This window comes from Paenibacillus sp. LS1, assembly GCF_026013365.1.
Lineage (GTDB): Bacteria > Bacillota > Bacilli > Paenibacillales > Paenibacillaceae > Paenibacillus.
Map to the genome: position 1 here is coordinate 389,964 of NZ_JAPDOE010000003.1, position 13,676 is coordinate 403,639.

Here is a 13,676-nt window from a genome sequence, read left to right on the forward strand (position 1 = left end):
AGAGGCATTTTGTCTGCACTTTTTTGAAAAAAAGTTAAATTTTTTTTATTTATTGGTTACAAAAAAAACATGAACCCCATACACCCATGCCAGAGTGTACAGAATTCATATTTTTAAAGACACTTTTGATCATTCTCCCAAGAGAATTCTTTACTTTAATCTAGCAACCGACATCTTAAAGGACCCCAATCCTTACTGTCGCTAAATTAAGATTGAATTACTCAGCTACAACTGCTTTGTCTGCATTAACTTGCAGGTCACTCAGGTAAATGCCTGTTCCATCACCGATTGCATAGTTCAATACACGTTTGTTAACCGGTGCTACAACTGCACGATACAGTGTAGGGAATACAGGAACTTCATCTACCATGTATTGTTGCCATTGATTGTAGATCTCTTTACGCTTGTCTACATCAAATGCTTCAGCAGAGATACCTTGTGCCAATAACTTGTCATTCTCTTCGCTAGAGAATCTGGAGAAGTTATACAATGCATCACGGCCATACAAGCCAGATGGATCTACGTCAATACCAACGCCCCATGCTGCTTGATACACATCAATGTTCGGATCATCTTTACCTGAGTTACCTACACGATCATAGAAGCTGTTGAACTCAACCATTTCCAGATTTACTTTCAGACCAATAGCTGCCCATGATTGAACGTAGTAACGTGCCAATGGTTCAGCAGTGTCGCCACCAGTCATAGATACAAAGTTGATTTCGAGTGGTGTTCCATCCGGATTGGTACGGAATTCACCATCCAGTTTGTAACCAGCTTCTTCAAGCAATGCTTTTGCTGCTTCTGGATCATACGTTACACCCGGATTGCTGGAATCATGGAACTCTGGGTGAGACGGCGGAATCAGAGTTGTTGCATTCCAACGCAAACCGTTGTAGAAACGTTTGCCTACTTGGTCATTATCTACAGCCATCCACATTGCTTTACGAAGGTTTTTGTCACCCATTTTTGCTTCAGCATTGCTTTCAACTTTTCCGTTCTCTTCATCCCACGTACCCAGTTTGAAACCGATGTACGTATAAGCACGATCGATTGCGCCCAGGAATTCTACGTTGGACAAGTTAGCATTGTCTTTGTATTGATCTGTCGGGAATGCATCTACAAGGTCTACCCCGCCAGATTTCAGTTCTTGAACAACCGTTGTCGGGTTGATAACTTTCAGAGTCACTTTGTCCAGTTTTGGAGCCCCACGCCAGTAGTCTTCGTTCTTAACATAAGTTACAGACTCACCCGGAGTGATGACATCCACTTTAAATGGACCAAAACCAATTGGTTTTTCACGTACTTCTTTGGAAGAAGACATTTTCGCTACATCCATATCTCCGAAGATATGTTTAGCCAATGGATACGTCCATACGCCACCTGTCAGCAGAGACGGAGTGGATTCTTTATACGTAATGCTGATTTGTTTGTCGCTCAGCACTTTAATACCAGAGATTGTTTTTGCTGTTCCAGCATGGAATTCTTCCATACCTACTATGCTAGTAAAGTTGGAGTCATAACGTGGACCATCATACGCTTTGTTACCAATAACTTCATAAGCAAATTGCAGATCTTCAGCCGTTACCGGGTTGCCATCATGCCAGTTTACGTTGTCACGAATGGTCAGTGTGAACGTTTTGCCATCTTCAGATGTCTCATATGTTGCTGCACCATCATTGGTGTACACATAGTCTTTGTCCCATGTAAGTAATGGCTCATCGAACCATTGTAATACCTGAACATCCGGGTTACCGGAATAGAAGTTGTAGTTCAGTGTACCTTCAAAAGCAGTATCCGATACAAGTCCGAATGTAATCGATCCACCTTCGATCGCAGTACCTTCATTCGTTTTAACATTGTTGAAGTCTTCAATGGAGTAAACGCCCTCTTCATTAGCAGGTTTTTCCTCTGTTTTTCCCTCTTCTGTGTTGGTAGCTGGAGCTGGAGTAGCTGCTTCTTTCTCAGAGCAAGCTGCGAGCACCAATACAAAGACCAGCATCATCGTGAAAAATAGTCCCCGTGAAAATAATCCCTTTTTCATGAACCTTTCCTCCCTTTTTTTAACCTCTTCTTTGTCTTGCATCAGTCGCACGCTTTAGGGCTTGACCGACATTATTTATACTCAACATCAATACCAGGATCAGCACCGATGCGGGTAGCCATATCCACCATCTGGATTCCAGGGTTTGCGGATTACGTGCATAACTTACGAGTGTTCCAAGACTAGGTGTGCTTTCGGGAAAACCAAATCCCAGGAAAGATAACCCTGATTCGAGGCCAATGTTGGCGGCGAGATTCAATGTCATCGTTACGATGATAATGGAGCTCAGATTCGGAAGAACCTGTGAGAGCATAATCTTCAGATGAGAAGAGCCCAATGTTTTTGAAGCTTTTACATAATCCAGTTCCCTTTCCTGCAATGCTTTGGAGCGAATCAGTCTGGCAATACCCATCCAGAGAAACGCCGTCATGATTAGAGAAAACGAGATGATATTGTATTTCGGTACTGCTGTAACAAACGCGATAACAATCATCAACATCGGAAGGATCATGAAGAAATCAACAACACGCATAAACAGGTTGTCTATCATTCCACCGAAATAACCGGATAAAAGGCCAATTAAGATACCTATGAAGCCAGTCATTAACGTTACGATAATTCCAATGCTCAGCGAGTTACGTGTACCGATGACCAGTTGGCCGAATACATCGCGACCTCCATAGTCCGTTCCTAGCCAATATTGTGCGGATGGTGGTTCATATAAGGCAAACAGATCCACTCGTACGATATCATCCTGATTCAGAATGAGAGACGTGCCATATACCAGCAACATGACCAAGCCCAAGAAAATGAGCGAGATTAGTGCCACCTTATCTCTGACAAGCTCCCTCCATAAAATACTTAAGCTGGAGGGGCTTTTATCAACCTTTTGTGAAGTTACAACTACCTCGTTGGCCTTGCTCATCTTGTTTTCACCCCGAAATCTTCAAGTTCTTACTTGATCCGTATACGTGGATCTACAATTCCTAGAATTATGTCAGATAGCAATGCCCCGAGAATCGAAGCTACGCCATATAACAATACGAGTGCAGTCACAACGCTGAAGTCACGCAATGAGATGGAACTCAGGAACAACTGACCCATACCTGGATAACTGAATATGCTTTCGATAAATACCGTACCTCCGATAAGTCCTGTGATCTCATATCCGAAGAATGCAGCGATAGGTAATAGCGAGTTCCTCAAGATATGTCTATTGTAGATCCGGGATTCCGAGGCGCCTTTGGCTCTCGCAGTAATAACGAATTCCTTATGCTTGATATCAATGATTTCACTACGCAGATATTGAACGGTAGATACCGTTGTAATCAGTGCCATGGATAATGCCGGTAATAACAGATGGTAGAACTTACTCATTACGTAGCTAAATGTACCTGGTGTAAGTCCAGGCGCAACACTTCCTCCTGTCGGGAACCAGCCGAAGTGGAATCCGAATATCCATACCATCACCAGTGCGAAGATAAACAATGGCGCAGCAAAGCCCAAATAGGTGTAACCCGTAATCAACCGGTCAGACCAGGTATCGTTGTAACGACCACTGATGATACCCAGTGGGATGGCGATCAGGTAAGTCAGCACAAGTGTCGCCAATGCGAGCCAAAATGTGTTTGCTACACGCTGACCAATCAGGTCAGTAACCGGCATTTTGAAACGGAAGGATTGTCCAAAGTCACCTTGTATGGCGTTTTTAATCCAGTCCCAATATTGCACGTACCAGGGATTATTCAATCCCAGTCTCTCACGCTGGGCTTCCAGTGCTTTGGGATCAACGCTTGGATCAAGCAATCCGGTTAGCGCGTCGCCCGGCATGGCCTTGGCCATCAGAAAGACCAAAAGACTTAGTAAAAAGATCTGAGGGATCATTATGATAATTCTACGTACTATCGTTTTCCACATATGGCCTTCAACCTTTCTGAGGTAGAGCTACTCGGTGAGTATCGGAAATGGATTGGAGCGAGTATGCAAGCCCTTCCTCATCAAAGAAATTTCGGTATGAATGTTCATACTCGGATTTGACCTGCTGACGGAAGGCTACCATTTCCTCTCGTTTGGTTGGGTCCATATCCGGAATGGCTGCAATAAGACGTTTGGTATAGATGTGCTGCGGATTCTCGAAAATATCATCCGTTGTGCCCTGTTCTACATATCGACCTTTATACATAATTCCAATTTCATCACACATATGACGGATGATACCCAGATCGTGACTGATGAACAGGTAAGTCAGATTCAACTCTTTTTGAATTTCCTGCATGAAGTTGAGTACCTGGGCCTGTACCGATACATCCAGTGCAGATACAGGTTCATCAGCGATGATCAGCTTAGGCTTCAATGCAATAGCCCGTGCAATGCCGATCCGCTGACGTTGTCCCCCTGAGAATTCATGCGGATATTTGTAGATTGATTCAGGACTCAGACCAACCTTTTCAAGTAATTCTCTTACTTGTCTTTTCTCCTCAGTAGCTGTCAGACGCTCATAGTTACGAAACGGCTCAGCGATAATATCGATAACCCGCTTCTTGGGATTCAATGATGAATATGGATCTTGAAAGATCATTTGTACATCACGCTGAAGCTGCCTGTCTTTACGCCGCTCCGTAGCCAAGTTTTTCCCGTTAAATAGAATCTTTCCGTCAGTAACATGATTTAGCCCAATAATGGCTCTGCCTGTTGTTGTCTTGCCTGAACCGGACTCGCCAACCAAACCGTAGGTCTGTCCTTGTTCAATGGAGAAGCTAACATCATCAACAGCCTTTACACTGCCAATTTCCCGTTTGAGCAATCCACCGCGAATCGGAAAGTGTATCTTGAGTCCTTCTACTTCGAGTAATGCCATTATGTTATTCCTCCTCAGCTTGATCAGGGAAATGAAAGTGCTGGTAACAGGTACACCGTACATAGTGACCTGGTGCAATTTCATGCATCTGTGGGTTCTCTTCATGAGCCGAATCACTAATCCATGGAATTCGGGCTTTGAATCGGCACCCTTTGCGAGGAAGATTTTTGAGTGAAGGCACGATGCCTTGGATGACATGCAATTTCGATCCTTCTTCAGACAGAGTGGGAATCGAGTTCAACAGTGAACGTGTATACGGATGCTTCGCATCATTCATCAGTGTGAAGATATCTGCGATTTCAACAATTTCTCCTGCATACATAACTGCAACACGATCAGCCATCTCGGCTACGACACCCAGATCATGTGTAATCAGAATAATGCCTGCGTTAATTTCATTCTTCAGATCACGGATCAGCTCCAGAATCTGTAGTTGAATTGTAACGTCAAGCGCCGTCGTCGGTTCATCGGCTATGAGTAGTTCTGGTTTGTTGGCAATCGCGATGGCGATGACAATTCTCTGTCTCATACCACCAGATAGTTCGTGGGGATACTGCTTATATATTTGTTCGGGACGTGGAATCCCTACCTGATTCAATAAGTGAATGACCTTTTCTCTCTTCTCTCTGGAAGATAGCTTGGACTGATGAAGTGTGAGAATCTCTTCAATCTGTTCACCAATAATCATTAGAGGATTTAGTGCGGACAATGGGTCCTGAAAAATCATGCCCATTTCTTTGCCGCGTAGCTTGTTTAACTTGCTCGGGGAGATGTTGGCAATATCTTGTCCTTTATAGAGAATCTGGCCTTCGATTTTTGCTTTGTTATGCAGACCCATAAGAGAGAATGCAAAAGCACTTTTACCCGACCCGGATTCACCTACAATCGCCAACACTTCATTTTTCTTCACCGTAAGGTTAACGTGATCCACTGCTGCGTAATAGTCATCTTCAATTCTGAATGATGTTGTTAGATTTCTGACTTCCAATAGCTCTGTATTCAAATCAATCACCCTAACCCCATAATTTCCGTAGATTGTATTCGTGTGTAGAGGAATGCATCCACTGTATATTTCCAAGTTCTTGAAGATAACGAACAATAGCTTATACAAAATACCAAATCTTTAGGAGAAACAAGTTTAAGAGACTTTTATTTAGACCATTGGTCAATTAATGTTGATAAATCCTAGCGGAATTATATTACAAAATAATTAATGTAATCATACGTGTAATTTTAGCTAACGTCAATGCTTATTTTGAGATTTTTGGTATAAATGTTTTTTATACCACAGATTTGGATATTAGTAATACTATAAAGGTATATAGCAAGGGATTTGAGAGGCCGTAACATGCTTTTAACTATGAGGTGGGAATAATAAAATGATCATCTCATTATATATATTACATAATAATTACATGAGATGTATATGTGTATGTTGAGATAAGTAGATATTCTTAATTTTGTGTGAGGTAAATGTTATATGTGTGAGTATTAACTATTTTTGAACGATAGCTGAAATCTATTTAATCGGAGCCGTTAACCTTGCATTTGAAATAATGTAAACTCGCGAAGTAAAAAATCTAGTTATTATAGTATAGTTTTATTTATTTGCTGATGTAAAGACCAAATTGTCATCTTTTATCATTTATTTTACAAAAGAAAGAAAAAAGCCCTGCAAAATGCAGAGCTTTTTTAATATTTATTCATATAAGTGTATATTAAATACCTTTTTTATTGAGAATCTGGAGGTCTTTTACCTCGTTTTAACTCATTAATACTCAAACCAAAATCCATCTGCAAGTGAGGATAGTCCGGAAAGTTAGCCCAATCACCACCCCAAGTGAAACCCAGCTCTTTTGCAAGGTCCACGACTTCCATCCAGTCTGCCTTGCCATTACCGTTATCATCCCGTTCCATATCCCACACCACATCACCCTCAGGCGTCCTTAGTGCAAAATCAATAGCTAATCCATAGTTGTGATATGACTCACCGCCACGCGCATTAGTAACGATATTGCCCGAACTTGATCGTCCTTGGTTAAATAGTGCATCTTGCTCTTCGGAACTTCGATAGCCGTGGGTTATAACAATCACTATTCCGCGTCTGGCTGCCTTTCGCACCAATAACTCTTCGTTCTCTGCTACTACAGGATGAAGACCGGTGATCGGTATAGCTTCTTGAATTGTTGTTCCTGGCCACATGTTATCTATATCACCTTTTTGCTGTAACCAAACATATATAATGGAAAGTAAAAGAGTAGCTACAATCCAGGTTCTCAGACTTTTCCTTTTTCTCTGTTTGCCTTTACGCTTTGATGTATTCATATCCACTCCTGGTGTTTATTCTGAAATAAACAGCTCTTCCTGCTGCTTGAACCCTTTTCAGTAGATAGACTAGACTCTATTATAATTCATTTGAGCCATGAATGCTTCTATCACCACAGTATTGGATTCTTCCATTTGTTAGAGTGGATCTGTTATTTCAATTTATACATACAAAAAAGCAGCCGGCTATAAGCCGACTGCTTCGTATGCAAGCTGAGTAAAAACTACTCAGTTGTGTATGGCAATAATGCGATTTGACGGGAGCGTTTGATTGCAATCGTCAGCATGCGTTGATATTTAGCGCTAGTACCTGTTACACGGCGTGGCAAAATTTTTCCACGTTCGCTGATAAATTTACGAAGCAAGTCCGTATCTTTATAATCGATGTGAGTAATTTTGTTAGCTGTGAAGAAGCACACTTTACGACGTTTATTACGGCCGCCACGACGTGCCGGTCTTTTATCGTTGTCTCCGCCTTCTCTTTGCTTGAAGCCCATGCTTTTCAGTCCTTTCCTATCATGTAACCCATATCTCCTAAGAGAGTATCAGCTCATGTTAAAATGGCAAATCATCATCCGATATATCAATCGGTTTTCCGTCATCGGAAAAAGGATCCTGATTGTTGCTACGCGAATTATTGTTATTGTTCGCGCGTCCGCCGCCTCCATAAGAAGGCTCTTCACGCATTGGTTGCCCACCGCCACCACCGCTATTATCACGGTTAGCTGACTCCAAGAAACGGACATTATCGGCAATGACTTCGGTCACGTATACACGTTTTCCTTCGTTATTCTCGTAGTTCCGTACTTGAATGCGTCCTTCGACTGCAGCCAGGCGTCCTTTGCGCAAGTAGTTCGCACAGGTCTCGGCAAGCTGTCTCCAGGTTACGACCGGAATGAAATCGGCTTCCTTTTCTCCCCCTTGGCTTGTAAACGGTCTGTCCACTGCCAAAGTAAATTGCGTAACTGCTACTCCTGCTGGAGTGTAACGCAACTCAGGATCCCGGGTTAACCGGCCGATCAGAATGACACGGTTCAACAATGTAATCCCCTCCTTCAGAGCGTATTGGTGCGTTAATCACGAGTAGTCTTAAGCAGACTTAACGTCGTTGGTAATGAGATAACGAATTACTTCGTCAGAAATCTTCATGAGACGCTCAAGTTCAGTTACAACTGCTGGTTCAGCAGTGAAATGTACCAGAACATAAAAACCATCACGGAATTTCTTGATCTCATACGCAAGACGGCGTTTACCCATAACGTCGTGAGCTGTAACTTCACCACCGCCGTTGGAGATGATGCCTTGGAATTTATCGACTGTAGCTTGAACAACTTCTTGCTCAATGTCAGGACGAATAATGTACATCACTTCATATTTGCGCATAATTTTCACCTCCTTATGGACTCTGGCCCTCAATCTAGGTTGAGAGCAAGGAACGAGCACAAACTCGAACTATATTAATATAACAAATACCGAGTCAAAGTGCAAGCAAACGTTCCCTGTACATATTGGCACATGATCAACCGGGCTATGGAGCACACTACAGATGCAACAATGTAACATATTCTGCAAAGGAGGTTTTATCATGGGTGAAAAAACTGAGTTTGAACCAGGAGACAAAGCACCAAACGATGGAGAGTACACGGAAGTCGGGGAAAAAAGCTTTGTCTCGGAAATTCAGAACCCGAAGCGGGTAACGCTGCAAAAAGGTGAAGCTTTTCCCGAAACAAGCAATCATAATCGCAAGTGGAAGAAGCTGACCAAAGCCCGCGTCCACTAGTCGCAATACCTTTTTTTATGATCCATGTATATAAAACGGAATAAAGCACATAATACAATCAGGCGGTGCACGAGAGAGGTGTGGTTCCGTTGGACAACGAAGCCGATCATTCGCTGTTGGAGATTTATCACGTAATTTAAGAAGCAAGTGGTTATGTGTTGTAAGGCCCTTCGTCTGAAGCACGCATATTGCTACGTGCAGTATACCAAGTTTCTGATTTTTACGACCGATTGTTTCCTAACAAACAAATGCACCGCCGGATAAAGAGCCCTTCGGGGCTCTTTGTTTTTCGTTTAAGTATTAATGATCCAGCTAATAAGTATCAAATACATGTTCATTTCGTATTCAATATAAGGTTAAACAAAAGAAGACTTCCCTAATGGGAAGCCTTCTTCATCGATCTTTTTATTAAACTCAATGTGTATTGAGTAAATTGTAAATGAAGTGGCGGAAAGGGTGGGATTCGAACCCACGCACGCTGTGACACGCCTAACTGATTTCGAGTCAGCCCCCTTGGGCCTCTTGGGTACCTTTCCGCAGCAATATTGATTATAGCATGATCATTTACAGAACGCAACACCCATACGGAGCCTGCATGTAAACGTTATTTTGAGTACCGCATTCCGAATCATTCCAAGGTCAGGTTTCAGTGGAATCTTCCGCTGAGCGCAATACCTTCTTCATGTTTTTCTCAAATTTTGCTCTTGGAATCAACACGCTGTGTTTGCATCCGACACACTTGATCCGAATATCCATACCCATTCGAATGATCTCCATCTCATTACTGCCACAGGGATGCTGCTTCTTCATCTGCACGATATCCCCAAGCTGAAAACTTTTACGCTCCACCTGTGCCATCCCCCTCATCTTTCTCCAGAGCTACTGCCTGTTCCAGTGCTGCTTGATTACTCATCTCATGATACTCCAGCGTTTTTTTCACATCGCCCTGAATCTGACGTTCCACAGAAGCACGAGAGTTAGGCATACATTCAGCTACAATTCGCACCACATACTCTGACGTAGACATTGACTGTATACCAAGCACATCTGGCACCTTCACAATATTCAGATCACGCTCTTCAATCCCAACCAAAGACTTCTTCACCAGGTGAACAGACTCATCAAGACTCAAATCCGCCTTCATCGGAATATCCACTACAGCTAGCGAATTCGACATGGAGTAGTTCGTTACACTTGCAATCGCCCCGTTCGGAATAATGTGCACCTCACCTTGCCAGCTAACCAGTTTGGTTGTTCTAAGTCCGATCACCTCAACGGTTCCCTTGTAGGTTCCCGTCTGAATAACATCCCCCACAGCGAATTGATCCTCCAATATAATGAAGAAACCCGTAATAACATCCTTGACCAAACCCTGTGCACCGAAACCAATGGCAAGCCCGAGCACACCGGCACTCGCCAGTAGCGGCCCAACTTGGATATTGATCTCAGATAACAGTAGCAGAATCATAATAAAATTACATGTTATGGAGGTCGCATTTTTCAACAGTTCCCCTACGGTTACGAATCTGCGCGGATTCACGCGAATCTTGCCTTCCTGCTTGCGTTCCATGGAACGATCTATAATTCGATAGACCACCTTAATGACAATACGGGTGATGATAAATATAATGATGATCCGGATTGAGCTGAACATGATGTTAAGCCACATATCAGGATCTGCAATTTTGTTCCAGACTTTATCCGTCCAAAGAAGGGCTTCATTCACAGCACCAGCAGCGCCATCTTCCCCTTGAACAAACTGAAATGGCAACATCCTTCATCCCTCCTCTACAACGGTATGTTATCATAGCTATCTTCTGTTTTGAAATAGAGGCCTCGGATCTCTACAAACTCGTTACGAATGATCTTTTGCACTCGCTCCAGATCCTCTTTTGGAAACTGGATACAAAGCGCACAGCCTGCTGTAATTTCTTTTGGCGTAGGGAATAAATCAATCTCTATCTCGGCAAACTCCAGCAGCATTTCAGCACGCAGTGCCTGCTGGGTTGAATCAAATGCAATCAGCATCCAATCGTTAATCCATTCGTCCATGTTCGGCTCCTTTCGCCATACGTCCAACCCCAGAGAAAAAGCTTGTCCTCTTGAAGTATAAAACGCTCTACCTTTCCATATACTGTTACTACTATTCCAAGGGAAAGGATAGATCCTATGAATCCTACTTCGCGTTCCTTTTCATCACAAGATATGACCAGTTTGAAAATCCCCCATACCGATCCAGGCATTCACTCAGCCATTACCCATCGTTTAATGTTCCATCTCTATAAGGCCCATTCTCTGCAAAATGTAGTAATCGTCTGCATCGGCACAGATCGCTCAACAGGCGACTGTCTTGGTCCTCTGGTCGGATCATCCCTTTCCAAGTGGGACAGCCCTTTGTTTCATCTGTATGGTACCTTGGATGAACCAGTCCATGCGATGAACCTTCAGGATACGCTCCACAACATACAGAAAACACACCACAACCCTTATGTGATTGGCATTGACGCCTGTCTTGGGCAGTCATCCAGTGTAGGTTGCATTCAAGTCGTGAATGGTCCACTCAAACCAGGTGCGGGGGTAAATAAAGAATTACCGCCGGTCGGCGATATCCATCTGACAGGTATCGTTAACGTCGGCGGCTTTATGGAATACTTTGTTCTACAGAACACGCGGCTCAGTCTCGTTATGCGCATGTCCGAGATTATATCCAGCAGTCTATACTCGGCCATCCGGGAATGGCATACACGTTCTACTCTGCTTGCTGTGCCAGAGTAATAGCTTCCTTTTCCTCTGGGGACAGAGTGTACGCGGACTCTCCCCCTTTAAGAGGTTTTGCATATACATAAGAACCGTCGCGGTTATATATCCCCGTAAGAATCATGCCATCCTGGCTATCATTAATCATGGCCATCGAGAAGCTTAGATCACTGCCATTCTCCCCATAAGCATTGTATCTTTTTACGCCAACTTTACCTTGAATACGGGTCAGCTTTTGCATGACAACTTTTAGCTGATTCGTTTGCAGTTTGTGTTCATCCTCAATGCTGTCCATCTGAATTTTCAGATTAATCAGCAAAGATTCCAGGTCCTCTACTCCACTGCCAGCCATCATGGCTTCATATTTACGTTTAAACTTTCGTAACTTTGCCCCTTGAGCAATACTCACAATCAGCAAGATCACCGTAAGTAATGCCATTCCGCCAATAATCCATAACAGCTGTTCCAGAATCAGCTCGTTTAATTCAGCCATGTAAGTGCAACTACCCCTCTATATTTTTGATCAGATTAACGTCTGTCTGTAATATTATCATTCATTATAAATCAACCCGATATGCATAAGATTAATCATGCGCTCTATGCCAAAAGAGTTCACCAATTCAATTCTAGTCTAGTCTTAGTCTGCCCCTGTCAACTCCAACACTGCCTTAACGAGTGCATCCACATCATCTCTAACTGAATTGTATCCCACACTGGCCCTTACCGCTCCAGTAGCGGTTGTACCCGCAGATTCATGTGCAAGCGGTGTGCAATGAAAACCGGAGCGAACCGCGATTCCATAATTCCGATCTAATCGGAATGCGAGTTGTGCCGAATCATACCCTTCCACAGTAAAGGATACTAATCCGGTACGTGGCTGTCCAATCTCTGGACCAAGCATTCGAATGCCTTTAACGGATGACAACCCATCCATTATATGTTGAGTCAGTTCCCACTCATGTTGGTAGATGAACGCTGGTGTCATCTCAAGTACATGCTTCACACCCGCATTCAACCCTGCGATCCCGACTGTATTCGGCGTCCCCGCTTCATATCGATCAGGACGTACTTTCGGCTGCTCGAGAGCTTCTGACTGACTTCCTGTTCCTCCATGAAGTAAAGGCTCTATATCGAGCTCAGGAGCAATGTACAAGCCCCCTGTACCCTGAGGACCAAGCAGTCCCTTATGCCCTGGAAAAGCCAACATATCAATGCCCAATTGTTGTACATTCACAGGCATAACCCCAGCACTCTGAGCTGCATCTACCAATAAGATCGCCCGATGTTTACGACACAGAAGCGAAATTTCTCCAATAGGAAGAATACTGCCAAGCAGATTCGAACTATGTGTACATACCACCAATCTGGTATTGGAACGAAACATACGTTCCATTTGCATCAGATCAATGGCTCCCGCAGCATTAACAGGTACATAATCAATCTCAACATTTCGGAGTCTGCGCATATACTCTAGTGGTCGTCTGACTGAATTATGTTCCGCCATGGTGGCAATCACATGGTCGCCCTCTCTGAGCGAGCCTTGAATAGCCAGATTCAGCGCTTCTGTCGTATTCGATCCGAAAGCAATATCATTGGCATTCTTGATACCAAAAATATCGGATATAGATCTTCTGGCCTCGAACAGTACACGACTTGCCTGAACAGCCATCCGGTGACTGCCTCTGCCAGGATTGGCTCCTGCAATCTCCAGTGCACTCAGCATCGCATCACCGACAGCAGGTGGTTTGGGCCAAGATGTTGCTGCATGATCCAGATAGATAACTCCCTCCACCTCACAACCACCTCTGTCCCATTAATTAATTATTCGCCTGCACATATTGCACATATAACCCTACAAACAAAGAATGACATATCGTATCTCCATGGTACAGAGGCGATATGTCATGACATGA

At 43.5% G+C, this 13,676-nt stretch carries 16 protein-coding genes and 1 tRNA gene; 2 read left to right on the top strand and 15 right to left on the bottom strand.

The annotated features are described in order from the left end of the window. Nucleotides 1–217: 217 nt before the first annotated feature. The 9 genes from OM416_RS17030 to rpsF form a co-directional block, all read right to left on the bottom strand. Nucleotides 218–2,044 (bottom strand): oligopeptide ABC transporter substrate-binding protein, encoded by a 1,827-nt coding sequence (locus OM416_RS17030; RefSeq protein WP_264931395.1) that lies wholly within the window; start codon nt 2,042–2,044, stop codon nt 218–220. A 19-nt stretch (nt 2,045–2,063) separates the two neighbouring features. Then, nucleotides 2,064–2,969, bottom strand: coding sequence for an ABC transporter permease (locus OM416_RS17035; protein ID WP_264931397.1), 906 nt, complete (start codon nt 2,967–2,969; stop codon nt 2,064–2,066). Nucleotides 2,970–2,998: 29 nt separating this feature from the next. Further along, nucleotides 2,999–3,961: an oligopeptide ABC transporter permease gene (opp4B, locus tag OM416_RS17040; protein WP_036611942.1), complete on the bottom strand. Its 963-nt coding sequence runs from the start codon at nt 3,959–3,961 to the stop codon at nt 2,999–3,001. Between the two features lie 7 nt (nt 3,962–3,968). Next, a complete protein-coding gene (locus OM416_RS17045) occupies nt 3,969–4,901 on the bottom strand; it encodes an ABC transporter ATP-binding protein (RefSeq protein WP_062836531.1) in 933 nt (310 codons plus the stop codon). Between the two features lie 4 nt (nt 4,902–4,905). Then, nucleotides 4,906–5,904, bottom strand: a complete 999-nt coding sequence (locus tag OM416_RS17050; protein ID WP_264931399.1) for an ABC transporter ATP-binding protein — start codon at nt 5,902–5,904, stop codon at nt 4,906–4,908. 728 nt (nt 5,905–6,632) lie between these two features. Further along, the gene (locus OM416_RS17055; protein ID WP_264931400.1) at nt 6,633–7,226 is read right to left on the bottom strand and encodes a M15 family metallopeptidase; all 594 of its coding nucleotides are present in this window, start codon (nt 7,224–7,226) and stop codon (nt 6,633–6,635) included. A gap of 224 nt (nt 7,227–7,450) precedes the next feature. Next, nucleotides 7,451–7,723 (bottom strand): 30S ribosomal protein S18, encoded by a 273-nt coding sequence (rpsR, locus tag OM416_RS17060; RefSeq protein ID WP_017691433.1) that lies wholly within the window; start codon nt 7,721–7,723, stop codon nt 7,451–7,453. Between the two features lie 58 nt (nt 7,724–7,781). Further along, complete coding sequence (gene ssb, locus OM416_RS17065; protein WP_017691432.1) at nt 7,782–8,267, bottom strand: single-stranded DNA-binding protein; 486 nt, start codon at nt 8,265–8,267, stop codon at nt 7,782–7,784. Between the two features lie 48 nt (nt 8,268–8,315). Continuing rightward, nucleotides 8,316–8,609 carry a 30S ribosomal protein S6 gene (rpsF, locus tag OM416_RS17070; RefSeq protein WP_036611944.1) on the bottom strand — a complete coding sequence of 98 codons (294 nt, stop codon included), beginning with the start codon at nt 8,607–8,609 and terminating at the stop codon, nt 8,316–8,318. 202 nt (nt 8,610–8,811) lie between these two features. On the opposite strand from rpsF, the gene OM416_RS17075 reads away from it, so the two are divergent. Beyond that, on the top strand, nt 8,812–9,006 hold the full coding sequence (locus OM416_RS17075; RefSeq protein WP_105406420.1) for a YjzC family protein: 195 nt from the start codon (nt 8,812–8,814) through the stop codon (nt 9,004–9,006). 445 nt (nt 9,007–9,451) lie between these two features. Here OM416_RS17075 and OM416_RS17080 read toward each other — a convergent pair. The 4 genes from OM416_RS17080 to OM416_RS17095 form a co-directional block, all read right to left on the bottom strand. After that, a tRNA-Ser gene (locus OM416_RS17080) sits at nt 9,452–9,542 on the bottom strand. 103 nt (nt 9,543–9,645) lie between these two features. Then, a complete protein-coding gene (locus OM416_RS17085; RefSeq protein ID WP_264931406.1) occupies nt 9,646–9,855 on the bottom strand; it encodes a DUF951 domain-containing protein in 210 nt (69 codons plus the stop codon). Further along, nucleotides 9,845–10,780, bottom strand: coding sequence for a mechanosensitive ion channel family protein (locus tag OM416_RS17090; RefSeq protein WP_264931408.1), 936 nt, complete (start codon nt 10,778–10,780; stop codon nt 9,845–9,847). The genes OM416_RS17085 and OM416_RS17090 overlap by 11 nt, the downstream gene beginning before the upstream one ends. Nucleotides 10,781–10,794: 14 nt before the next feature. Beyond that, nucleotides 10,795–11,058, bottom strand: coding sequence for a DUF3343 domain-containing protein (locus OM416_RS17095; RefSeq protein WP_264931410.1), 264 nt, complete (start codon nt 11,056–11,058; stop codon nt 10,795–10,797). Nucleotides 11,059–11,175: 117 nt separating this feature from the next. Between OM416_RS17095 and yyaC the strand changes: the two genes are divergently transcribed. After that, nucleotides 11,176–11,781, top strand: a complete 606-nt coding sequence (gene yyaC, locus OM416_RS17100) for a spore protease YyaC (protein WP_264931412.1) — start codon at nt 11,176–11,178, stop codon at nt 11,779–11,781. On the opposite strand, the gene OM416_RS17105 is transcribed toward yyaC, so the two are convergent. Beyond that, nucleotides 11,756–12,256, bottom strand: a complete 501-nt coding sequence (locus OM416_RS17105; protein ID WP_264931414.1) for a DUF4446 family protein — start codon at nt 12,254–12,256, stop codon at nt 11,756–11,758. The genes yyaC and OM416_RS17105 overlap by 26 nt on opposite strands. Nucleotides 12,257–12,400: 144 nt before the next feature. Further along, nucleotides 12,401–13,555 carry an aminotransferase class V-fold PLP-dependent enzyme gene (locus tag OM416_RS17110; protein ID WP_264931416.1) on the bottom strand — a complete coding sequence of 385 codons (1,155 nt, stop codon included), beginning with the start codon at nt 13,553–13,555 and terminating at the stop codon, nt 12,401–12,403. Nucleotides 13,556–13,676: the final 121 nt, after the last annotated feature.